Annotated in this window: 19 protein-coding genes, 3 tRNA genes and 1 pseudogene; 20 read left to right on the forward strand and 3 right to left on the reverse strand. The window is 60.7% G+C overall.

Annotation, left to right across the window (positions count from 1 at the left end):
* Positions 1 to 51 precede the first annotated feature (51 nt).
* From FYB92_RS07235 to FYB92_RS07245, 3 genes are all read right to left on the reverse strand, one after another.
* Positions 52 to 1,317, reverse strand: a complete 1,266-nt coding sequence (locus FYB92_RS07235; RefSeq protein WP_332828985.1) for a class I SAM-dependent RNA methyltransferase — start codon at positions 1,315 to 1,317, stop codon at positions 52 to 54.
* A gap of 29 nt (positions 1,318 to 1,346) precedes the next feature.
* Positions 1,347 to 2,966, reverse strand: a complete 1,620-nt coding sequence (locus FYB92_RS07240; protein ID WP_075595088.1) for a DEAD/DEAH box helicase — start codon at positions 2,964 to 2,966, stop codon at positions 1,347 to 1,349.
* 243 nt (positions 2,967 to 3,209) lie between these two features.
* Positions 3,210 to 3,662: a CopD family protein gene (locus FYB92_RS07245; protein WP_040510914.1), complete on the reverse strand. Its 453-nt coding sequence runs from the start codon at positions 3,660 to 3,662 to the stop codon at positions 3,210 to 3,212.
* Positions 3,663 to 3,862: 200 nt separating this feature from the next.
* Between FYB92_RS07245 and FYB92_RS07250 the strand changes: the two are divergent.
* From FYB92_RS07250 to nuoK, 20 genes and pseudogenes are all read left to right on the forward strand, one after another.
* Positions 3,863 to 5,306 (forward strand): annotated as a pseudogene (locus FYB92_RS07250) (NAD(P)H-hydrate dehydratase).
* Between the two features lie 78 nt (positions 5,307 to 5,384).
* Positions 5,385 to 5,469: transfer RNA gene (locus FYB92_RS07255), tRNA-Leu, on the forward strand.
* 97 nt (positions 5,470 to 5,566) lie between these two features.
* Positions 5,567 to 6,904, forward strand: a complete 1,338-nt coding sequence (gene tig / locus FYB92_RS07260) for a trigger factor (RefSeq protein ID WP_062809916.1) — start codon at positions 5,567 to 5,569, stop codon at positions 6,902 to 6,904.
* 288 nt (positions 6,905 to 7,192) lie between these two features.
* A complete protein-coding gene (locus tag FYB92_RS07265) occupies positions 7,193 to 7,828 on the forward strand; it encodes an ATP-dependent Clp protease proteolytic subunit (RefSeq protein WP_062809073.1) in 636 nt (211 codons plus the stop codon).
* A gap of 242 nt (positions 7,829 to 8,070) precedes the next feature.
* Complete coding sequence (gene clpX, locus FYB92_RS07270) at positions 8,071 to 9,330, forward strand: ATP-dependent Clp protease ATP-binding subunit ClpX (RefSeq protein WP_003620747.1); 1,260 nt, start codon at positions 8,071 to 8,073, stop codon at positions 9,328 to 9,330.
* A 190-nt stretch (positions 9,331 to 9,520) separates the two neighbouring features.
* The gene (gene lon / locus FYB92_RS07275; protein ID WP_003620744.1) at positions 9,521 to 12,016 is read left to right on the forward strand and encodes an endopeptidase La; all 2,496 of its coding nucleotides are present in this window, start codon (positions 9,521 to 9,523) and stop codon (positions 12,014 to 12,016) included.
* Between the two features lie 122 nt (positions 12,017 to 12,138).
* Positions 12,139 to 12,486, forward strand: a complete 348-nt coding sequence (locus FYB92_RS07280) for an HU family DNA-binding protein (RefSeq protein ID WP_159107935.1) — start codon at positions 12,139 to 12,141, stop codon at positions 12,484 to 12,486.
* 74 nt (positions 12,487 to 12,560) lie between these two features.
* Positions 12,561 to 12,635 (forward strand) — tRNA-Val (locus FYB92_RS07285).
* A gap of 134 nt (positions 12,636 to 12,769) precedes the next feature.
* Positions 12,770 to 12,846 (forward strand) — tRNA-Asp (locus FYB92_RS07290).
* Between the two features lie 319 nt (positions 12,847 to 13,165).
* A complete protein-coding gene (ndhC, locus tag FYB92_RS07295) occupies positions 13,166 to 13,531 on the forward strand; it encodes an NADH-quinone oxidoreductase subunit A (protein WP_003620739.1) in 366 nt (121 codons plus the stop codon).
* Positions 13,532 to 13,556: 25 nt separating this feature from the next.
* Entirely contained in the window at positions 13,557 to 14,135 is a 579-nt protein-coding gene (locus FYB92_RS07300; protein WP_003620737.1) for an NADH-quinone oxidoreductase subunit B family protein, read from the forward strand.
* Entirely contained in the window at positions 14,128 to 14,793 is a 666-nt protein-coding gene (locus FYB92_RS07305) for an NADH-quinone oxidoreductase subunit C (protein ID WP_003620735.1), read from the forward strand. Before FYB92_RS07300 ends, FYB92_RS07305 begins: the two co-directional genes overlap by 8 nt.
* Positions 14,794 to 14,806: 13 nt before the next feature.
* On the forward strand, positions 14,807 to 16,057 hold the full coding sequence (locus FYB92_RS07310) for an NADH-quinone oxidoreductase subunit D (RefSeq protein WP_062809071.1): 1,251 nt from the start codon (positions 14,807 to 14,809) through the stop codon (positions 16,055 to 16,057).
* Between the two features lie 5 nt (positions 16,058 to 16,062).
* Positions 16,063 to 16,722: an NAD(P)H-dependent oxidoreductase subunit E gene (locus FYB92_RS07315; protein ID WP_003620731.1), complete on the forward strand. Its 660-nt coding sequence runs from the start codon at positions 16,063 to 16,065 to the stop codon at positions 16,720 to 16,722.
* A 12-nt stretch (positions 16,723 to 16,734) separates the two neighbouring features.
* Positions 16,735 to 18,060, forward strand: a complete 1,326-nt coding sequence (gene nuoF / locus FYB92_RS07320) for an NADH-quinone oxidoreductase subunit NuoF (protein WP_062809070.1) — start codon at positions 16,735 to 16,737, stop codon at positions 18,058 to 18,060.
* A gap of 5 nt (positions 18,061 to 18,065) precedes the next feature.
* Entirely contained in the window at positions 18,066 to 20,132 is a 2,067-nt protein-coding gene (nuoG, locus tag FYB92_RS07325) for an NADH-quinone oxidoreductase subunit NuoG (RefSeq protein WP_332828404.1), read from the forward strand.
* 6 nt (positions 20,133 to 20,138) lie between these two features.
* A complete protein-coding gene (nuoH, locus tag FYB92_RS07330) occupies positions 20,139 to 21,161 on the forward strand; it encodes an NADH-quinone oxidoreductase subunit NuoH (RefSeq protein WP_003620724.1) in 1,023 nt (340 codons plus the stop codon).
* A complete protein-coding gene (gene nuoI / locus FYB92_RS07335; RefSeq protein ID WP_003620721.1) occupies positions 21,161 to 21,649 on the forward strand; it encodes an NADH-quinone oxidoreductase subunit NuoI in 489 nt (162 codons plus the stop codon). Before nuoH ends, nuoI begins: the two co-directional genes overlap by 1 nt.
* Positions 21,650 to 21,742: 93 nt before the next feature.
* Positions 21,743 to 22,516: an NADH-quinone oxidoreductase subunit J gene (locus FYB92_RS07340; protein ID WP_075595124.1), complete on the forward strand. Its 774-nt coding sequence runs from the start codon at positions 21,743 to 21,745 to the stop codon at positions 22,514 to 22,516.
* Positions 22,509 to 22,832 carry an NADH-quinone oxidoreductase subunit NuoK gene (gene nuoK, locus FYB92_RS07345; RefSeq protein WP_332828405.1) on the forward strand — a complete coding sequence of 108 codons (324 nt, stop codon included), beginning with the start codon at positions 22,509 to 22,511 and terminating at the stop codon, positions 22,830 to 22,832. The genes FYB92_RS07340 and nuoK overlap by 8 nt, the downstream gene beginning before the upstream one ends.
* Position 22,833: the final 1 nt, after the last annotated feature.

Consider the following 22,833-nt stretch of genomic DNA (forward strand, 5'->3'; position numbering starts at 1 on the left):
AGATTCAGGGCCAGCACTTTGTAAGCGCGGCATTGTTGGGTCCGCGCTGTTTCAGCGGCGTCGTGGTGGGGCTGGTCGGGTGAACAGGCATACGCTCTCGACCTCGGTGGACCACAGGAACTGGTCGATTACCGTCAGGCGGTCCAGCCGGTATCCGGCCTGTCGCAATGCTGTTGCATCGCGGCGCAGGGCGGTGGGGTTGCAACTGACATAAATGACATTCAGTGGCTTGCCATCGGTAATCTGATGAAGCTGCGCGCCCGCGCCGGCATGAGGGGGGTCCAGCACGACCGCCCCAGCCTTTGCCAGGACAGCACCCATGACTGGCTGCCGGTTGAGGTCGCGATGGAATGGTTGCACCCGTGTGCCGCCACATGCCTGTTTCAGGCAGGCAAAGGCGGCTGCGTCCCCTTCATGGGCCATGACCCGTCCCCGTTCGGCAAGGGCGAAGGACAGCGTGCCGCATCCGGCATAAAGTTCGATAATATCTCCCTTGAGCCGCTTGGTCGGCAGGGCCTCGAGAATGGCGCGCCGGATTGCGTCCTCACCCGCCCGACTGGGCTGAAGGAAAGCACCCGGGGGCGGTGCCGTGCGCACACCGGAAAATTCATGCCATACCCCACCCGTCTGTGCTGCGGTTTCCGGGATGTCATGACTGCCCTGGGGACGCCACGAAATCCGTGGAATACGCTGGCTGGCTGCAAACTGCGCCAGGATACGGCGGTCATCAGGGCCAAGCGGGCCATCCGTGGCCAGCAGCAGGTCCGGTCCACTATCGAGCATATTGATCTGCAGGTCCCCGCCACGCCGGATGGCAGGCAGCGAATGCAGCATTGGCCGCAGGAGGGGAAGTAGCGCGAACAGCGCGGGTTCCAGCACGTGGCATTGGGTCATGTCCACGACCTCGCCACGTTTGCGGTGCAGCCCGATGACCATACCCTGTTCCGTGCGGGCAAAGGCAAGATCCACCCGGCGGCGTGTCAGTGGCGCCCCCTGCCATGAAGTCACGGGGATCGGGTCGGTATAGCCTGCGCCATGCAGGGCACGCAGGACGGTGTCCGTCTTCCACCGCAATGACAGGGGCAGGGACATATACTGCACGGAGCATCCGCCACATCGTCCGAACAGGTCGCAGGGCGGATCCACCCGGTCGGCGGAGGGATGGAGGATTTTTTCCAACCGTGCCCTGCCGTCCCCTGTCGGAAGAACGGTAACGTCCTCGCCGGGGAGTGCGCCCGCGACGAACAGGGCGGCACCATCAGGCAGGCGTGCAAGACCGTGCCCTTCCGCGCCAAGGGCATCGATATGAACCTGCATGATTTCAGACACGGGCAAAGTCTTTCGGGTCAGTCCGGCCGGATTTCATCCTCGGGCGTGGGGATGACAGGCGCCGTGCGACGCGGCAGCAGCATGAAGGCGGGGATATCACCGCCAAACCCGGCCTGGGGCCGCTCATTGCCATGTTCTTCGCGGGCATGGGCCGTTGCCGCGTGGCGCGGCGGGGATGCCGGACGCGCTGGTGGCGCCGCGGTGGCGGATACAGCCGTGGGGGCAACGGCATTGCGCGATTCGACTGCTGGCTTGCGCGATGGCGCAGAGGTCTTGCCAGTGGGCGCGGGCGCCTGTGGTGTTGTACGCACTTCAGCAGGCTTGCCACCACGTTTGCGGCCACGCGGGCGTGGTTCATCAGACCATTCGGTCTGGTCGATTCCCTTGACCTCCAGCCGGACGATTGGCTTGCCGGTCAGTTTTTCGATCGCTTCGGCTAACGGCTGCTCATAAGGGGTCGCAAGGCTGTAGGCATGGCCGGTGCGGCCTGCGCGGCCCGTGCGACCGATGCGGTGGACATAATCTTCCGCATGGAACGGCAGGTCGAAATTGAAGACATGCGACAGCCCGCCGATATCAATCCCGCGCGCGGCGATGTCGGAGCAGACGAGGATCTTGAGTTCGCCAGACTTGAACGCCTCCAGCGTGGAAAAGCGTAGCGACTGTGGCAGGTCGCCATGCAGTGCCCCGGCCGAAAACCCATGCTTGAGCAGGGATTTGCACAAGACGTCCACGTCGCGCTTGCGATTGCAAAAGATGATCGCGTTTTGCATGTCGCTCTCGCGCAGCAGCTTGCGCAGGGCGCGACGCTTGTCATCTTCTTCCACGATCACCAGTCCCGTCTCGATGGTGGACGCGACCGAAGAGGGGCGGCTGACGGTGATTTCCTTGGGGTTGTGCAGGAACATGTCCGCCAGGCGACGGATTTCAGGTGCCATCGTGGCAGAGAAGAAAAGCGTCTGGCGTATCGGCGACAGCATGCTGACGATCTTCTCGATATCGGGGATGAACCCCATGTCGAGCATGCGGTCTGCCTCGTCAATAACCAGCAGCTTCGTCTGCGTCAGCAACAGGCCACCGCGTTCGAACAGGTCAATCAGCCGCCCCGGAGTCGCAATCAGGACGTCAACGCCGCGATTGAGGGCCTCTTTCTGCTCCGCCATGCTTTCGCCACCAATCAGCAGCGCATGTGTCAGCTTGAGGTGCTTGCCATAATTGACGAAGTTTTCCGCCACCTGAAGCGCCAGTTCGCGCGTGGGCTCCAGAATGAGGGAGCGCGGCATGCGGGCCCGTGCACGTGAGCCGGACAGGATTTCCAGCATGGGCAGCGTGAAGGACGCGGTCTTGCCCGTGCCCGTCTGCGCCACGCCCAGAACATCGCGCCCCATCAGGATATAGGGAATCGCCTGTGCCTGAATGGGGGTGGGATGGCGATAGCCCATCTCCTCGATCGCCTGCTGGATCGGCGCGGACAGGCCCAGTTCGGAAAACAGCGGCTGTGGCGCGTCTTCCGTTTCCGGAGGGGTAACGATTTCAATGTCGGATATCGGCATTATGTCGCCTGCGGTCGCGGCAACGCGCCGGCCCACCTTGGCGGAACCGGCCGGAGCGGATGTCGTGTTCTTCTTGGCGCTCAAAATTCTCTCGAACGTGTCAGTGGTGAGGTCCCGTCCGGATTGCTACCATACCGCCTATCAGGTTAGCGCGCCTGATCGCCTGCAGCAACGCAGGGGCCTGTGGACCAAGGGCGAATCCCTACATTCCACACGTCCCCTGCCTATCTGCATCCCGTATGAAAATCAAGGATGCCTGTGCGCATGTGCATCAGTTATTTGGGCATTTACCTCTGCTGGGCATGCCCGCTTGCTGTGGAAGGTGTCTCAGAACGGGTGGGCAAGGGATGCCGTAATGATCGTCAGCACCCCAAGGCCGATATTGATGAGGATCTGTGAGCGGATCGAATCGAACATCGCCGGTTGCGGGCGCATGGCGCGGCGGGCCTTCTGGTACGGGCCGAAATAGATCCGTGCGAAAATCAGGGCCATCATCAGGCCCAGCAACTGCATCAGGTTGATCTGCCACGCGATTGCTGCGAATCCGCCTTCGTGCAGGATCATCAGCCACCCCGTCACCAGCACCATCGGCATGACATGCCATACGATGCGGAAGAAGCGGTTGAGTGTCTGCAGATGGACGGACGCGCGGGGGATGGCGTCAAGCAGGCCGAGACTCGGTCGGAGTACGAACACGGCATAGATCATGCCGCCCACCCATGCGGCCATGCCAAGAAGGTGAACGGCGAGCACAAGGCTCCAGAGAATGGAGTGGGACATGACGCCTCCGGTTTGGAAAACGATGGGACGGGCGAATGCGTATCCGGCATGGCGCCCATCGGGAAAGCATGGACGGTTGTTTCCCGATTTTGCGTCCATAATGCAAGATATTGCATGCCGTCGGGCATATTTTGCCCCATCTGCCTCCATGCCCGGATATCCCGGCCCGCAGGCAGGCCATGCACGCAGGGGGACCGATCATGAATGACGCCGCATACAGACTGCTTCTTCCCGATCCGGCGCAGATGGGGCGTGTGGATGCCCTTGCCGCGCGGGTGGTGCCGATTCGCACGTTGATGGAACATGCGGGGCGCGCGGTGGAACGTGCGGTGCGTCGTCATGTGCGGCCGTGCCGCGTGCTTGTGCTGTGTGGTCCGGGGAACAATGGGGGGGATGGCTATGTCGCCGCGCGCCGTCTGGCGCAGGCCGGATGGCCCGTCAGTGTCGCGGCCCTTGCGCCGCCGCGGCCGGGTGGCGACGCGGCTGCCGCCGCCGCGCTGTGGTCGGGGCCCATGGTGCCGTTCGATGTCGCGCAGGTGGGGCGGTTCGACCTTGTGATCGATGCGGTATTCGGCGCGGGCCTGTCACGCGCGGTGGAAGGAGAGGTCGCCGATGTGCTGCGTGCGGCGCGGCGGCTCATCGCCATCGACATGCCCACGGGTGTGGACGGGGCGACCGGGGCGGTGCGCGGTTATGCCCCGGCCGCGGAACTGACGGTCACGTTTTGCAGGCCCAGGCCGGGGCATCTCCTCCTGCCGGGGCGGGAGTTGTGCGGACGGTGCGAAGTGGCGGATATCGGCATTCCCGAAAATGCCGTGGGGCAGGTGGGCGTGCGGACATGGCGCAATGCGCCGGGCCTGTGGCAGGTGCCGCATTGCGGGGTGGAGAGTTATAAATACAGCCGTGGTGTCGTCAGTATATGTGGTGGCGCGCAGATGCCCGGTGCGGCGCGGCTTTCGGCGGCGGGCGCGCGGGGCAGCGGCGCAGGGCTGGTGCGGCTGGCGGTGGGGGGGGCTGCCGACCTGTACCGCATGCAGGTCCCGGCGGGCCTGATTGTGGATGCCGCACCGTTGACCGACCTTCTGGCCGACGCCCGGCGCAGGGTATGGGTCTGTGGCCCCGGCCTGACGGTGGAGGAGGTGGGCAGCGTCTTTCCCGTGCTGGTGGAGGCCGGGCGGCAGGTTGTGGCGGATGCGGGGGCATTTTCCATGGCGGCGGGGCGGCCCGGCCTTTTGCGTGGGGCGGCCGTCGTCACCCCCCCACGCGGGGGAGTTCGCGCGTGTGTTCGGCCATCCCGGTGATGATCGTCTGGCTGCGGCGCGCGCGGCGGCGGTCCTGATTGATGCCGTGGTGGTGATGAAGGGGCCGGATACGATCATCGCCGCCCCGGATGGGCGGGTTGCGATCAACGATCATGCGACGCCCGCGCTGGGTACGGCGGGGTCAGGCGATACGCTGAGCGGGATCATCGCCGCCATGCTGGCTGCGGGTATGCCCGCGTGGGAGGGGGCATGCGCGGCCGTGTGGCTGCATGGAGAGGCCGCGATGCGCGCGGGGCCATGGCCCATTGCGGAGCAGTTCGACCTGCATCTGGGTGAGGCGCGCGCAAAGGCCGAGGCGGAAGGGCAAAAAAAGCACGGCTGAGAGTGTGTTATTCTGGTTCGCATCTTGCCCCGATGGCTACTCTGCGCTAAAGCCGCGCGCTTGTAGCTTGGGCAATGTGCGGGCGTGGTGGAATTGGTAGACACGCCAGATTTAGGTTCTGGTGACGCAAGTCGTGGGGGTTCAAGTCCCTTCGCCCGTACCATAAAACCCCGGCAATTCGCGTTATGCGAGCAGACGTGGTGGCCCAACCGGCCTCTTGCGTTCTTTGATACGTTCTGACCGAGAGGATGGCCTGGCAGATGCAGGTTACTGAAACGCTTTCCGATGGCCTGAAGCGCGGTTTTACCGTCACGGTTCCGGCGCAGGAAATTGAAAGCAAGCGCACGGCGCGCCTGAAAGAAATTGGACAGTCCATGAAGCTGCCCGGGTTCCGTCCCGGCAAGGTGCCGCTGAGCATCGTCAAGCAGCGTTTCGGGGCCGAGGTCCAGGGGGAAATCCTGGATCAGGTCATCGGTGACGCGACGCGCACGCTTCTGGATGAACGCGGCCTGCGCCCGGCGATGCAGCCGAAGGTTGACCTCGTCTCCGGCGGGGAACCCGACAGCAAGGCCGACCTTGAATACACGCTTGCGTTCGAGATCCTGCCCGAAATCCCGGTGCCTGACCTTTCGGCACTGTCGCTGACACGGCTGAAGTCCGCGGTGAACGCGGAAACGGTTGACAAGGCGCTGAAGGAAATCGCCGGTCGCCAGCGTGAGTTTGAGACGATCACCGAGGACCGTCCCGCCGCAAACGGCGATGTCCTGATGGTTGATTTCGTCGGCAAGATCGACGGCGTCGCGTTCGATGGCGGTTCCGCCGACGACGTGAATGTCGAGATCGGTGGCGCGGGCTTCATCCCCGGCTTTGCCGAGCAGCTTGAAGGCATGAAGGCTGGTGACGAAAAGGTGATCCATGTCACGTTCCCGGCCGATTATCAGGCCGAGAACCTTGCAGGCAAGGAAGCCACCTTTGACATCAAGGCGAAGGAGCTGAAGCGTCCGGTCGATGCGCCGATTGATGACGAGCTGGCCAAGAAGCTTGGTTTTGAAGGGCTGGAGCAGGTTCGTGAACTGATCACCAAGCAGGTGGAACAGGAATACGAGCAGCTTTCGCGCCTGCGCCTGAAGCGCGACCTGCTGGACCAGTTGGCGGAAAAGACGGCGTTTGACGCGCCTCCGGGCATGGTTGACGCCGAATTCACGCAGATCTGGAACCGTATCGAGGAAGACCGCAAGGCTGGTCGTCTGGATGACGAGGACAAGGACAAGGACGAAGACACGCTGCGCGCCGACTATCGCAAGATTGCCGAACGCCGTGTGAAGCTTGGCCTGCTGCTGGCGGAAATCGGACGCGTCAACAACATCTCCGTCACGCAGGACGAGATGGTGCAGGCGATCCGTGCCGAAGCCATGCGCTATCCCGGCCAGGAACAGGCCGTGTTCGAGTTCTTTGGCAAGAACCCGCAGGCCGCCGACAGCCTGCGCGGCCCGATCTTTGAAAACAAGGTCATCGACTACATCGTCGAACTGGCAAAGGTCGAAGACAAGGAAGTGACGCCCGAGGAACTGGCCGAGATGCCGGAAGCCAGTGTCTGAGGCTGCGGTCATCTGAGGCTGCGGTTCAGGCCTTGCGGACGTCGGCTGGACGCGTAAAGATCGGTTGTGGTTTTTACGTGTCCAACGACCTTCGTGACGGGGCCAGCAGGTCATGTTCGCATCATATTGTCTAAAATGACGGCAATGGGGTGGTATCTGGCGTGTTTGTCTCTATTTTGTCATAAGTAACCGGGAAAGGTCCGGCTGCTCCGTTTTGATGGCGCGCCCATGCACGTCGGAAAATCAGGGCAGGTCGGGCTTTTGCTTTTCAGGATCGGGAATATGGCTATGAGGGATCGCAATCCCGTAGAGATCTTCAATAATGCTCTTGTGCCGATGGTGGTCGAGCAGACCTCTCGCGGGGAGCGGGCATTCGATATCTATTCCCGCCTGCTGCAAGAGCGCATCATCTTTCTGACCGGGCCTGTATACGATCAGGTTTCCGCCGTCGTGTCCGCGCAGCTCCTGTATCTGGAAAGCGTGAACCCGACCAAGGAAATCTCGTTCTATATCAACAGCCCCGGTGGGGTGGTGTCGGCTGGTCTCGCGATTTACGACACCATGCAGTATATCCGCAGCCCCGTCAGTACGGTGTGCATTGGCCAGGCGGCGTCGATGGGGTCGCTGCTGCTGGCCGGCGGGGAGAAGGGTCGCCGTTTCGCGCTGCCCAATTCCCGCGTGATGGTGCATCAGCCCTCCGGCGGGGCGCAGGGGCAGGCCAGTGACATCGAAATTCAGGCAACGGAAATCCTGACCATCCGCAAGCGCCTGAACGAGATCTATGAAACCCACACCGGTCGCACGCTTGAGGAAATCGAGCGCAAGCTCGAACGTGACAGCTACATGTCGGCGGAAGAGGCATGTGCGTTTGGCATCGTTGATGAAGTCGTACGCAACCATGCAACCGAAAAGGCCGCCGACTGATATGCATGCGGGCGACACGGGACTGCGATGCGCGATGTCGCGTGCGCGTTCCCATGTCCCTGCAGGCACGACGAAAGCCACCGTCGCGTGATACGGCTGGCGTGTTATTGGGGAAAGGGGATGCCGCGCGGTGCATCTTCAATCCCTTGGCGACTGGATAAGCTGCGGCGCACCGGGACAGGTGAAAGGTTCCGGTCGTCGGGAATGGACAGGTTCCTCCTTGCGGGGGAATAGGAGCGGTTATGAACAACAAATCCGGCGATTCCAAAAACACCCTTTATTGCTCGTTCTGTGGCAAGTCCCAGCACGAGGTCCGGAAGCTCATCGCCGGTCCAACCGTGTTCATTTGCGATGAATGCGTCGAACTGTGCATGGATATCATCCGCGAGGAGCATAAGACGCACCTTGTGAAATCGCGTGATGGCGTGCCGACCCCGCGTGAGATCTGCAATATCCTTGATGACTATGTCATCGGACAGATGCACGCCAAGAAGGTGCTGTCGGTTGCGGTCCATAACCATTACAAGCGTCTGGCCCACAGCCAGAAGAACAACGACGTCGAGATCGCAAAGTCGAACATCATGCTGATCGGCCCGACAGGATCGGGTAAGACGCTGCTGGCGCAGACGCTGGCGCGAATCCTTGATGTTCCATTCACCATGGCCGACGCCACGACCCTGACCGAAGCAGGTTATGTGGGTGAGGACGTGGAGAATATCATCCTCAAGCTGCTGCAGGCCGCAGATTACAATGTGGAGAAGGCACAGCGCGGCATCGTCTATATCGACGAGATCGACAAGATTTCGCGCAAGTCCGACAATCCCTCGATCACCCGCGACGTCAGTGGGGAGGGCGTGCAGCAGGCATTGCTCAAGATCATGGAAGGGACGGTGGCCTCTGTCCCGCCGCAGGGCGGGCGCAAGCATCCACAGCAGGAATTCCTGCAGGTGGACACCACCAACATGCTGTTTATCTGTGGTGGTGCGTTCGCAGGCCTCGACAAGATCATCAGCGCCCGGGGCAAGGGATCGGGAATCGGGTTCGGCGCGGATGTGCAATCCCCCGATGACCGCCGCACGGGCGCGATCCTGCGCGATATCGAGCCCGAGGACCTGTTGAAGTTCGGCCTGATCCCTGAATTCATCGGTCGTCTGCCGGTTCTCGCCACGCTTGAAGACCTTGATGAAGCCGCGTTGATCGAGATCCTGACCAAGCCCAAGAATGCGTTGGTCAAGCAGTATGCGCGCCTGTTCCAGATGGAAGATGTGAAGCTTACCTTCTCCGATGAGGCGTTGAGTACGATCGCCCAGCGCGCGATTGCGCGGCGCACCGGTGCGCGTGGCCTGCGCGCCATTCTGGAAAGCATTCTGCTGACGACGATGTTCGACCTTCCGGGCCTGAAGAATGTAGAGGAAATCGTGGTCAACAAGGACGCGGCGGAAAACAAGGCCCCGCCGGTCTATGTCTATGGCAAGGCCCAGCCAGAAGAGCAGTCCGCCTGAGTCGCGCCGGATTTGCTTTTGGCAAAGGTTTTTCGTTTTTGATGATGCATGTCATTTGCGATTCTCTCACTTGTGCCAGTGAAGGCAAGTGACAACATGACTCATCAGGTCACCGCATGTGTGGTGTTACGGGTTCGCAGGCCGCGTGTCGGGTGTGGACCCGGGATCGTCCATCAGGAGGTCAAGTTACATGTCTGAATCCGAAAGACTGGACCAGGTGCCCGGCACCCCCGAAAATACGGAAAAGAATGTGCCGGTATCGGTGTCGTCGCATGAAGGCGACGACATTGCCCCGCGCGAAAAGGACACGATGGCCGTCCTGCCGCTGCGTGATATCGTGGTGTTTCCCCACATGATCGTGCCGCTGTTCGTGGGGCGGGAAAAATCCGTCCGTGCGTTGGAAGCCGTCACGAAGAACGACAAGCAGATCCTGCTGGTGGCGCAGAAGAACGCGTCGCAGGATGATCCGTCTGTCGATGATATTTACCGTTATGGCACGGTTTCCACGATCCTGCAGTTGCTGAAGCTGCCAGACGGGACGGTCAAGGTGCTGGTTGAAGGCGGGCGTCGTGCGCGCATTTCCACCCTGCATGAGATCGACGGCCATTTCGAGGCCGAGATCGAGGAAGTGTCGGAAGAGGAAACCGACGGCAAGGAAGCCGAGGCTCTGGGCCGCACGATCATTTCCCAGTTTGAGCAGTATATCAAACTGAACAAGAAGATCGCGCCGGAGGTTCTCGTCTCCCTCAATCAGATCGACAACCTGTCGAAGCTGGCGGATACGATCGCAAGCCACCTGAACCTCAAGATTTCCGAAAAACAGGAAATCCTTGAAATCCAGGATGTCAATGCACGTCTGGAACGGGTTTTCGCCCACATGGAGGCCGAGATCGGTGTCCTGCAGGTGGAAAAGCGCATCCGCAACCGCGTCAAGCGGCAGATGGAAAAGACGCAGCGCGAATACTATCTGAATGAGCAGCTCAAGGCGATCCAGAAGGAACTTGGCGAAGGTGAGGACGGTAAGGACGAGACCGCCGAGCTTGAGGAAAAGATCGCCAAGACCAAGCTGAGCAAGGAAGCCCGCGACAAGGCGGTGGCGGAGCTGAAGAAGCTGCGGACCATGAGCCCGATGTCAGCCGAATCGACGGTGGTGCGCAACTACCTCGACTGGCTGCTGGGCATTCCGTGGAAAAAGCGTTCCAAGGTGCGCCACGACCTGCCCGAAGCGGAAAAGATCCTCGATACCGACCATTATGGGCTGGAGAAGGTCAAGGAACGCATCCTTGAATATCTGGCGGTGCAGAGTCGTGCGCAGAAGCTCAAGGGGCCGATCCTGTGCCTTGTCGGGCCGCCGGGCGTGGGCAAGACGTCGCTTGCACGTTCGATCGCAAAGGCGACGGGACGGCAGTATGTGCGCATGTCGCTGGGTGGAATGCGTGACGAGGCGGAGATTCGCGGTCATCGGCGGACCTATATCGGTTCCATGCCCGGCAAGATCATTCAGGGCATGAAAAAGGCGAAGACGTCGAATCCGCTCTTCCTGCTTGATGAGATAGACAAGCTCGGTGCCGACTGGCGTGGCGATCCGTCCTCGGCTCTGCTTGAGGTGCTGGACCCGGAGCAGAACGCAACCTTTGGCGATCACTATCTGGAGGTGGATTACGACCTGTCGGATGTGATGTTCATCACCACGGCCAACAGCCTGAACATGCCGCAGCCGCTGCTTGACCGCATGGAGATCATCCGCCTGTCAGGTTACACCGAGGATGAGAAGGTCGAGATTGCGAAGCGCCACCTGCTGTCCAAGCAGGCGGAGGCCAACAACCTCAAACCCGGCGAATGGTCCGTCAGTGACGACGCCCTGCTTGAACTGGTCCGCAGCTATACGCGTGAGGCCGGGGTGCGTAACCTTGAGCGTGAGATCGCCACCCTTGCGCGCAAGGCCGTGACGGAAATCGTGACGGGCAAGGCCAAGTCGGTTGCGATCACGAAGGACAACCTCGAAAAATATGCAGGCGTAAAGCGTTTCCGCCATGGCGAAACTGAAACCGAGGATATGGTCGGGGTCGTCACCGGCCTTGCCTGGACCGAAGTGGGGGGCGAGATCCTGACGATCGAGAGCGTGATGGTGCCGGGCAAGGGCAACATCAAGCTGACGGGCAAGCTTGGCGACGTGATGAAGGAAAGCGTGGCGGCGGCCCTGTCCTATGTCCGCAGCCGGGCCGTGTCGTTTGGCATCAAGCCGACATTGTTTGAAAAGCGTGACCTGCATGTGCATGTGCCCGAAGGCGCGACGCCCAAGGATGGCCCGTCGGCAGGCATCGCCATGGCCACGTCGATCGTCAGCGTGATGACCGGTATTCCCGTGCGTCGTGATGTCGGCATGACCGGGGAAATCACGTTGCGTGGGCGTGTGCTGGCCATTGGTGGGCTGAAGGAGAAGCTGCTGGCGGCGCATCGCGCGGGAATACGCACGGTCTTTATCCCCAAGGATAATGAAAAGGATCTGGTGGATATCCCCAAGACGGTGATCGACGACCTGAAGGTGATTCCCGTCGCCCACGTGGACGAGGTCATTTCCAAGGCGCTGGTCCATGCACCCGATCCAATCGAATGGGTGGAACCGCCTGAAGGCGTGGCCACCAATCCGGCCGCCGAACCGGCGCTGGCGTCGCTACCGCACTGATTGGGGCACCTGTCAAGCGTAGCAAAATTGTCATGACAGGGGGGAATGACCGATTTTGTGGGTCATTCCCTGCCTTCGGTCGGTTGACGTGAGAGAAAACAGCGGCATAGTGCAGGCAGAAAATGCGACGCCAAAACATACGTGATGAAGCGGTCGCAGTCAGTTACATAGAAAGGCGTAAAATGGAGAAGCCACTTAACAAGCAGGAACTCGTTGCTGCTGTTGCCGAGAACGCCGACCTGGCAAAGGCGAAGGCGGGCGAAGTGGTCGATGCTGTGTTCGGCGCGATCGAAAAGGCCCTGTCCAACGGACAGGAAGTACGTCTGGTCGGTTTCGGTACGTTTGTGACCGCAACCCGCAAGGCCGCCAAGGGCCGCAACCCGCGCACGGGTGAAGAGATCGACATTCCGGCTTCGACTTCCGTGCGATTCAAGCCTGGCAAGAACCTGAAAGAAGCTGTAAGCAAATAAGCAGCTTGCCTCAGGTTGAGGGGTGCTGGTCCACGATGTGGATTACCGGCCCCTCTGTTTCTGATGCATCACAAGGGCGATTAGCTCAGCGGTAGAGCGTCTCGTTTACACCGAGAGGGTCGGCGGTTCGATCCCGTCATCGCCCACCATGCAGCATGCTGCATGATGATACTGATCCGGTGATCGTCATAAGATGACGATATTATCGCGATCAGGACGTTTCAGGTGTCATACCCTGTTGACGCCACCGGGATGGATCGGTAGAGATCCCCCACACACCTACGCGGGTGTAGCTCAGTTGGTTAGAGCGCCGGCCTGTCACGCCGGAGGTCGCGGGTTCGAGCCCCGTCACTCGCGCCATTTCCCCAAATGAAAATCCTGCGCTTCCTGTCATGCCCCGATATTGTGGCGTGTGGGATTGTATGCGGCCGTATGCTGCCTGAGGGCATCGAACCTTCCAGAACACAGAAATATGAAGACAACAAAAAGTTCCCGATAAGTAATGCGGGCACAATGACTGTATTTCTGCGGTATTCCCTAACATCACGGTAATGTTCCTGCCTTAATGCGGGCTAACCGTCTGTTCGGGCATGGGGGTTTGTGGCTAACTTTGCCCCAGCCATACAGAAGTCGCTCAAGACACGGATGGTTCAATCAACAAGGTTTGGGGACCTGGGCCATGCATTCCGTCATCGCGGATTATTTCCCTGTACTGATATTCGGTGCAATCGCGGTTGTAATCGCGGCCGCCATGCTGGGAAGTTCACTGCTTTTCGGCTGGCAGAAGCCGTATTCGGAAAAGACATCCGCATATGAATGCGGTTTCGAACCGTTCGATGACACGCGGCGGCGGTTTGACGTGCGTTTTTATCTTGTGGCGATCCTGTTCATTATTTTCGACCTTGAGGTGGCCTTCCTGTTCCCCTGGGCGGTCAGCCTGTCGCGCATCGGATGGTTCGGGTTCCTGTCGATGATGGGCTTCCTCGCGGTCCTCACGGTCGGCTTCATCTACGAATGGTGCAAGGGCGCGCTGGAGTGGGATTGAGGCAGCAGGGAAGGAGACAGGAAGCATGAGCAGCAATTCATCAGGGCAGGGGCGCCCATCGGACAGTATCGCGTGGAATCGCGACATGCTGCCCCCCGGCCCGGAACAGGACGCCGTTATCCGTGGTGTTACGGGCGAAATCACGGAAAAGGGTTTTGTCGTCGCCAATCTGGACAAGATCGTGAACTGGGGGCGCACCGGCAGCCTGTGGCCGATGTCCTTTGGCCTGGCCTGCTGCGCGGTGGAAATGATCCACGCCTACATGCCGCGCTATGACCTGGACCGCATGGGTATCATTCCGCGCGGGTCGCCGCGGCAGTCGGACGTGATGATCGTCGCGGGCACATTGACGAACAAGATGGCTCCCGCCCTGCGTCGTGTGTACGACCAGATGGCAGAGCCACGCTGGGTCATTTCCATGGGGTCATGTGCGAACGGGGGGGGATATTACCATTATTCCTATTCCGTGGTGCGTGGCTGTGACCGGATCGTCCCTGTGGATGTCTATGTCCCCGGCTGTCCCCCCACGGCGGAGGCGCTGATTTACGGCATCCTCCAGCTTCAGAAGAAAATCCGCAGGACAGGGACGATTCTCCGTGGCTGAGTCCTCAAACACCCTGCCTGCGCTCCAGACGCAGGCGCAGGCGTCGCTTGGGTCCGTGGCGTTCGCGCTTGGCACGTCGGTGCCAGGCATCATTTCCGCCGGGATCGAGGGCGGGGAACTTGTGGTGCGCACGACGCGCCCCTACCTGCTGGCGATCATGACCATGCTGCGTGATGATCCACGTTATGCGTGCGAGCAGATGATGGATCTGTGTGGGGTGGATTATCCTGATCGGGCGGAGCGTTTCGACGTCGTCTATAACCTGCTGTCCGTCACCCATAACCACCGTATCCGCGTTATCGTCACCACGGATGAAACCCAGCCCGTCGCCTCCGTCCACCGGTTGTGGCCGTCGGCCACCTGGTGGGAGCGCGAATGTTATGACCTGTTCGGCGTCCTGTTTGCCGATCAGCCCGATCTGCGCCGTATCCTGACCGATTACGGGTTCGAGGGATATCCGCTGCGCAAGGACTTCCCGCTGACCGGTTATGTCGAGACCCGTTATGACGAGGAACGTCGGCAGGTGGTCTATGAGCCTGTGCAGTTGAAGCAGGACTTCCGCAATTTCGACTTTGAATCGCCGTGGGAAGGCATCCTGACCCTGCCCGGTGACGAGAAGGCGCATGCGTTCCGCCAGAACATCAAGCGCCAGGAATAAGGGAAACCGAACGATGAGTGATGTGACCCTGGACCCGAATGTTCCCGAAGCGCTGCTGCCGGAAGGAAGTGACGGCGATGCCCGCAGGCATGTTGTCGAAATCGACTCGCATGCGCTGAATTTTGGTCCCCAGCATCCGTCTGCCCATGGTGTGTTGCGCCTGATCCTGGAGATGGAGGGCGAGGTCGTGACCCGCGCCATCCCGCATGTCGGGCTTTTGCACCGTGGCACGGAAAAGCTGATTGAATACAAGACCTATCCCAAGGCGCTGCCATATTTCGACCGGCTTGATTACGTCTCCCCCATGTGTGAGGAGCAGGCGTTCGCGCTGGCGACGGAAAAGCTGCTGAACCTTGAAATCCCGGACCGCGCGAAATGGATTCGTGTCATGTTCGCGGAAATCACGCGCATCTTGAACCATATCCTTAACCTGACCTCCTTCGGTCTGGATTGCGGCGCGCTGACCCCGGCCCTGTGGGGGTATGAAGAGCGTGAAAAGCTGCTGGAGTTTTACGAGGCAGCATCGGGCGCACGCTTTCATGCCAATTATTTCCGTCCCGGCGGCGTCGCGCGCGACCTGCCTGCCGGGCTGGAGGAACGCATTGCGCAGTGGACGACGGAATTCCCGCGCTGGATCGACGACCTTGAATCCCTGCTGACAAACAATCGTATCTGGAAACAGCGCACGGTCGGCATTGGCGTTTTCACCAGCGAGCAGGCATTGGCCTGGGGCTTCAGCGGACCATGCCTGCGCGCATCGGGCGTGCCCTGGGACCTGCGCCGTTCACAGCCATATGACAATTACGACAAGGTTGAGTTCAACGTGCCGGTGGCGCGTCAGGGCGACTGCTATGACCGGTATCTGGTGCGCGTTGCGGAAATGCGTGAAAGCGTGAAGATCGTCGCGCAGTGCCTTGCCCAGATGAAGCCCGGTCCCATCAAGGTCCAGGACCGCAAGATTGCCCCCCCGCCACGGCGGGAGATGAAACGCTCGATGGAAGCCCTGATCCATCATTTCAAGCTGTTTACCGAAGGATACCATGTGCCGCCGGGCGCGACCTATACCGCCGTCGAAAGCCCCAAGGGCGAATTCGGCGTCTATCTGGTCGCTGATGGCAGCAACCGTCCCTATCGGTGCAAGATTCGCCCCACCGGGTTCGCCCACCTGCAGGCCATGGACGTGATGGCGCGGCGGCACATGCTGGCCGACGCGGTTGCGATCATCGGTTCGCTGGATCTGGTGTTTGGTGAAATAGACAGGTGAACGACATGTCCGCGCAGTCCAACATCCCCCATGACGCGGAGCCTGCCGCATTCGCTTTCGATGCGGAAAGTGAACGGCAGATCGCGCAGATACTTGCCAAATATCCCCCTGAACGCAAGGCGAGCGGCGTCATACCGCTGCTTTATGTGGTGCAGAAGCAGATGGGACGCCTGACCGGCAGTGCATGGGTGCCCCGTGTCGCGATGGACGCGGTGGCCCATCGGCTGGAGATGGCGCCGATCCGGGTTTATGAGGTCGCGACCTTTTACCTGATGTTCAATACGAAGCCGATCGGGAAATACCACCTGCAGGTCTGCACCACAACGTCATGCTGGCTGCGTGGATCGGATGATGTGACGGCGGCGTGCAAGGCTGCGACCGGCATCGACGCGTTTGGCGGAACCAGCGCGGACGGGATGTTCACGATGACCGAGGTGGAATGCCTTGGCGCCTGCGCGAACGCCCCGATCCTTCAGGTTGATGATGATTATTACGAGGATATGGACGGCCCGCGCACGACCGAACTGATCGCCGCCCTGCGCCGTGGCGAACGGCCAAAAGCAGGCCCGACCATCGATCGCATGGATTCTGCCCCCGTGGGGGGGCGCAAGACGCTGCTGGATAGTGCTGCGGGGCAGGGCACCGGCACGCAGGATAACGGGTAGGAAAGACGGGACATGCTTGAGGACAAGGACCGGATTTTTACCAATCTGTACGGTCAGAACGACTGGCGTCTGGCGGGCGCGCGACAGCGCGGTGACTGGAACGACACAGCCGCCATCCTGGCGCGCGGGCGTGATGCCATCATTGCGGAAATGAAGGCATCAGGACTGCGTGGCCGCGGGGGGGCGGGGTTTCCAACCGGTGTCAAATGGTCGTTCATGCCAAAGGCATCGGATGGCCGCCCGCATTATCTGGTGATCAATGGCGACGAATCCGAACCCGGCACCTGCAAGGATCGCGAGATCCTGCGCCATGATCCGCACAAGCTGATCGAAAGTGCGCTGATTGCGTCGTTCGCGATGGGGGCGCACAAATCCTATATCTATATCCGTGGCGAATTCTTCAATGAGGCGCAGCACCTGCAGCACGCCATTGAGGAAGCGTACGAAGCTGGACTGATCGGTCCAAATGCGGCCGGATCGGGGTGGGACTTCGATTTCTACATCCATCGCGGTGCGGGTGCGTATATCTGCGGCGAAGAGACGGCGCTTCTTGAAAGCCTTGAGGGCAAGAAGGGCCAGCCACGGATGAAGCCGCCATTCCCCGCGGCGATGGGCCTGTATGGGTGTCCCACCACGGTCAATAATGTGGAAAGCATCGCCGTTACCTCCACCATCCTGCGTCGTGGGGCTGCATGGTTTTCCGGGCTGGGCCGTCCCAACAACGCAGGCACGAAGCTGATGGCCATTTCGGGCCATGTAAATACACCATGCGTGTTCGAAGAAGAGCTGGGCGTGCCGCTCAGGGATATTATCGAAAAACATGGCGGCGGTGTACGTGGGGGGTGGGACAACCTGCTTGCGGTCATTCCCGGCGGCTGTTCGGTGCCGATGCTGCCGCGTGAAGTGTGCGACACGGTCCTGATGGATTACGACAGCCTGCGTGCCGAAGGTTCCGGGCTGGGTACCGCGTGCATGATCGTCATGGACAAATCCACCGACATCATCCGCGCCATCGCGCGTTTTTCACAGTTCTTCAAGCATGAAAGCTGCGGCCAGTGTACACCCTGCCGCGAGGGGACGGGGTGGATGATGCGTGTCATGCAACGCATGGTCGAAGGCCGTGCGGAGATCGAGGAGATCGACATGCTGGAACAGGTAACGCGTCAGGTCGAAGGCCATACGATCTGCGCACTGGGCGATGCGGCGGCGTGGCCGATCCAGGGATTGATCCGGCGGTTCCGCCCGGTGATGGAGGAACGCATCCATGCCTATAAGGCCGCGCATGGCGGCGGGCGTCTGGTGCAGGTTCCCGCTGACCTGCCGACAGCGGCGGAGTAAGGGACATGGTAAAAGTAACCGTTGACGGCATTCCCGTCGAAGTGCCCGCAGGGTCCAGTGCGTTGCAGGCATGCGAGGCGGCAGGCAAGGAAATCCCGCGTTTCTGCTTTCATGAACGTCTGTCGGTGGCGGGGAACTGCCGCATGTGCCTGGTGCAGGTGGTGCGCGCGCCCAAGCCCGTCGCATCGTGCGGTTTCCCGGTGGGCGAAGGGATGCAGATCCTGACCGATACCGAGGTCGTGCGCAAGGCACGGCGCGCGGTCATGGAATTCCTGCTTATCAACCATCCGCTGGACTGCCCGATCTGTGACCAGGGTGGCGAATGCGATCTGCAGGATCAGGCTTTCGGCTATGGCGCGGACCAGTCGCGCTATGCTGAAAACAAGCGTGCGGTGACGGACAAGTATCTTGGCCCCCTGGTCAAGACTGTGATGACGCGCTGCATCCAGTGCACGCGCTGCATCCGTTTTGCGACCGAGATCGCGGGGGTGCCCGAACTTGGCGCCGTTTCGCGCGGCGAGAGCATGGAAGTCACCAACTATGTCGAAAAGGCGCTGACGTCCGAACTGTCGGGCAACCTGATCGATATCTGCCCGGTGGGTGCGCTGACGTCCAAGCCCTATGCCTTTACCGCGCGCCCATGGGAACTCAAGCGCACGGATTCCATTGATGTGTGCGATGCGGTGGGCACCAACATCGTGATGCAGGCCCGTGGCGCAAGCGTTCTGCGGATCGTGCCGCGTACCAATGACGAAGTGAATGAAGAATGGCTGGCGGATAAGGGGCGTTTCGTGGTGGACGGTTTCCGCCATCGTCGCCTCGACCGGCCATGGGTGCGCGTGCATGGCAAATTGCAGCCCGCATCGTGGCAGGATGTGTTCGTGGCCCTTGCAAAGCGGCTGAAGGGCGTCGCAGGGGATCGGATCGGCGCGATTGCGGGGGACCTGTGCGATGCCGAAAGCATGCTGGCGCTGAAGGACCTGATGGGTGCGCTGGGGTCGGTGAATATCGACTGTCGGCAGGACGGGGCGGATTATGACCTGTCACAGCGTGATTTCTATACCTTCAATACGGGCATTGCCGGGATAGAAGAGGCTGATGCCCTGCTGATTGTCGGTGCGATCCCGCGTCAGGATGCGCCGGTGCTGAACGCCCGCATCCGCAAGCGTTTCGTCGCCGCCGGGCGTGGCGGGTTCCCGATCGCGATGATCGGTGCGCCACAGGCGGATCCGACCTATGCGGTGGACGTGCTGGGCGATGGGCCGGATGCCCTGGCGGATCTGGCGGCAGGACGTTCCCCGTTCCTCGATGTGCTGAAAAAAGCTGCAAAGCCGATGATCATCGTCGGACATGGTGCCCTGACACGTCCCGATGCGCGCGCGATCCTCAAGGCCGCATGGGATATCGCGGGCCAGGTCGGCGCCCTTGATGCGCAATGGCATGGTTTCAACGTGCTCCATACCGCCGCCAGCCGTGTCGCAGGGCTGGATATGGGATTTGTCCCGGGCAAGGGCGGGCGCGATGTTGCGGGCATGCTTGGTGACGGGGTTGAAATCCTGTGGCTTCTGGGGGCGGATGAATTCCCTGTCGATCGCATCGGCAATGATACATTCGTCATTTACCAGGGGCATCATGGCGATGCGGGCGCCGCACGTGCGGATGTGATCCTGCCCGGCGCGCTTTACGCTGAAAAGCCGGGCACTTATGTCAATACCGAAGGCCGCGTGCAGCAGGCGTTCCGTTCGGTCATGCCGCCGGGTGACGCGCGTGAAGACTGGCGTATATTACGGGCATTTTCCGAAGTGGTGGGCCATACCCTCCCTTATGACACGCTGGAGGAACTGCGTGCGCGTCTGGCACAGGCCAACCCTGTGTTCGCGCGACAGGGGAACCCCCGTTTCGCAACACCACAGGGTATCAGTCCCGATGGCGGCAAGGTGGCCATCGCGGGCACACCCTTTGTCCCGGTCATCGCCGATTATTACCAGACCAGTCCCATCTGTCGCGCCAGCCCGACGATGGAGACCTGTTCGCGGACCTATGTCCATCCCCCGGCCCAGGCAGCGGAGTAAGGTGAGGTGACGCATTTCTTTTTGCATACGCTTGTGGGGCAGGTCCTGCTGGTTGTCCTTGAAACGCTTGCCGTGCTGGTGCCGCTCCTGCTTGGGGTGGCGTACCTGACCCTTGCGGAACGCAAGGTCATGGCCGCGATGCAGTTGCGCAAGGGGCCGAATGTCAATGGCCCGTTCGGCGTGTTGCAGGCCTTTGCCGACGCCATCAAGATGCTGACGAAGGAAACGGTCATTCCGGCCGGTGCGAACCGGATGCTGTTCCTGTTCGCGCCATTCCTGACCTTCTCCCTTGCGATGGTGGCATGGGCTGTCATTCCGACCGGCAATGGCCTTGCGGTCGCGGACATCAATGTTGGCGTGCTTTACCTGCTCGCGATTTCCTCGCTTGGGGTTTATGGCATCCTGATTGCAGGGTGGGCATCCAATTCCAAATACGCGTTCCTTGGTGGCCTGCGTTCGGCGGCACAGATGGTATCGTACGAGGTGTCGATCGGCCTTGTCATCGTGTCCGTCCTGCTGGCGGTTGGCAGCCTGAACCTTAATGACATTGTGCTGGCGCAACGTCATGTCTGGTTCTGCCTGCCGATGTTCCCGATGTTCATCGTCTTTTTCATCTCTGCACTGGCGGAAACAAACCGTGCGCCGTTCGACCTTCCCGAAGGGGAAAGCGAATTGGTGGCCGGGTTCTTCGTCGAATATTCGGCACTGGCGTTCGGTCTCTTCTTTCTTGGTGAATATGCCAACATGTTCCTGATGTCGGGCATGATCAGCATCCTGTTCCTTGGTGGCTGGCTGCCGCCGCTTGCGATCGCGCCGCTGACATGGGTGCCGGGGCCGCTGTGGCTGATCGCCAAGATCCTGTTCTGCCTGTTTGTCTTCATATGGGTGCGCGCGACGTTCCCGCGCTATCGCTATGACCAGTTGATGCGGCTGGGGTGGAAGGTGTTCTTGCCGTTCTCGCTGGCATGGATGGTGCTTACGGCCGGTTTTCTGATGGTGACGGGCCTGCTGCCCGGAGGAGCAAGCTGATGGGATATCTGAGCCGTACCGCCCGGTCGTTCCTGTTGACCGAACTGGTTTCGGGCATGAGTGTCACGCTCAAGGCGTTTTTCAAGCCCAAGGTGACGCTCAACTATCCCTATGAAAAGGGGCCGCTGTCACCGCGGTTTCGTGGCGAACATGCGCTGCGTCGCTATCCCAATGGGGAGGAGCGCTGCATTGCGTGCAAGCTGTGCGAGGCGACCTGCCCGGCGGAGGCCATCACGATCGAGGCCGAGCCGCGTGATGACGGGTCACGTCGTACCACCCGGTACGATATCGACATGACGAAGTGCATCTATTGCGGGCTGTGCGAGGAAGCATGCCCCGTGGATGCGATTGTTGAAGGCCCCAACTACGAATTCGCGACAGAGACGCGCGAAGAACTGATGTACAACAAGGACAAGCTGCTCGCCAATGGCGATCGCTGGGAAAGCGTTCTTGCGCGCCGGCTGGAGCTGGATGCGCCGTACCGTTGACGTGGCGGATCGCATGTCCCGCATCCATTCGCGTGATGGCCGGGGGACATGCGGACAGCAGGAGGAAATATCCATGCGGCAGGAAGGTCACCCATGATGACCCAAATCGTCTTTTACATATTTGCGGCGGTCCTGGTTCTTTCTGCCTCGATGGTGGTCAGCGCCCGTAATCCCGTGCATTCGGTCCTGTTCCTGATACTGGCGTTTTTCAACGCGGCGGGACTGTTCCTTATTGCGGGGGCCGAATTCCTGGCGATGATTTTGGTCATCGTCTATGTCGGTGCGGTTGCCGTGCTGTTCCTGTTCGTTGTGATGATGCTTGACATCCGCATCGCACAGGCGCGCGAGGGGCTGCAACGTTACGCCCCCTTTGGCGCGGCCATCGGCGCGGTCCTGCTGGGGGAACTGGTGCTGGCGTTCATGCACTGGCGTGTTGCATCCAATATCGGTGATGTCGCGCATCTGGTTCCGTCCACGCCCACGCGGTCGAATACGGCGGCGATCGGGGATGTACTTTATACGCACTATATCTTCCTGTTCCAGGCCTGTGCGCTCGTGCTGCTTGTGGCGATGATCGGGGCGATCGTGCTGACCCTGCGTGACCGGCCCACCGGGCGGCGTCAGGATATCGAACGCCAGCATGAACGCGACCCCGCGGAGTCCATGGAAATGCTTTCGCTGCCGCTTGGCCGCAGTGTGAATGCCTTGGGCGGTTTCCTGCGCCCGCGCAGGTCCTATGACGTCGCTGCCGTGCCGGGAACCTATGGCACGCAGGCCTATCGCGAGGAGGAGCAGGCGCTTGAGGAAGGCACCGCCCTTGTCGTGGTCAAGGATGTCACGAAAAAAGAAAGTCGGGACAATGAATAGTGCAATCGCCACCATTGGCGTCACGTCCTACCTTGTCATCAGCGCGATCCTGCTGGTGCTTGGCGTGTTTGGTATTTTCCTGAACCGCAAGAACGTCATCATCATCCTGATGTCGATCGAACTGATCCTGCTGTCGGCCAATATCAATTTCGTGGCGTTTTCCGCAACGCTTGGTGATCTGTCGGGCCAGGTGTTCACGCTGTTCGTGCTGACCATCGCGGCTGCGGAATCTGCGATCGGCCTTGCCATCGTCACTGTCTATTTCCGTAATCGCGGCTCGATCGAGGTCGATCGCATTACGATGATGAAAGGGTGAT

The sequence above is a fragment of the Novacetimonas sp. GS1 genome (genome assembly GCF_036686925.1).
Classification (GTDB): Bacteria; Pseudomonadota; Alphaproteobacteria; order Acetobacterales; family Acetobacteraceae; genus Novacetimonas; species Novacetimonas hansenii.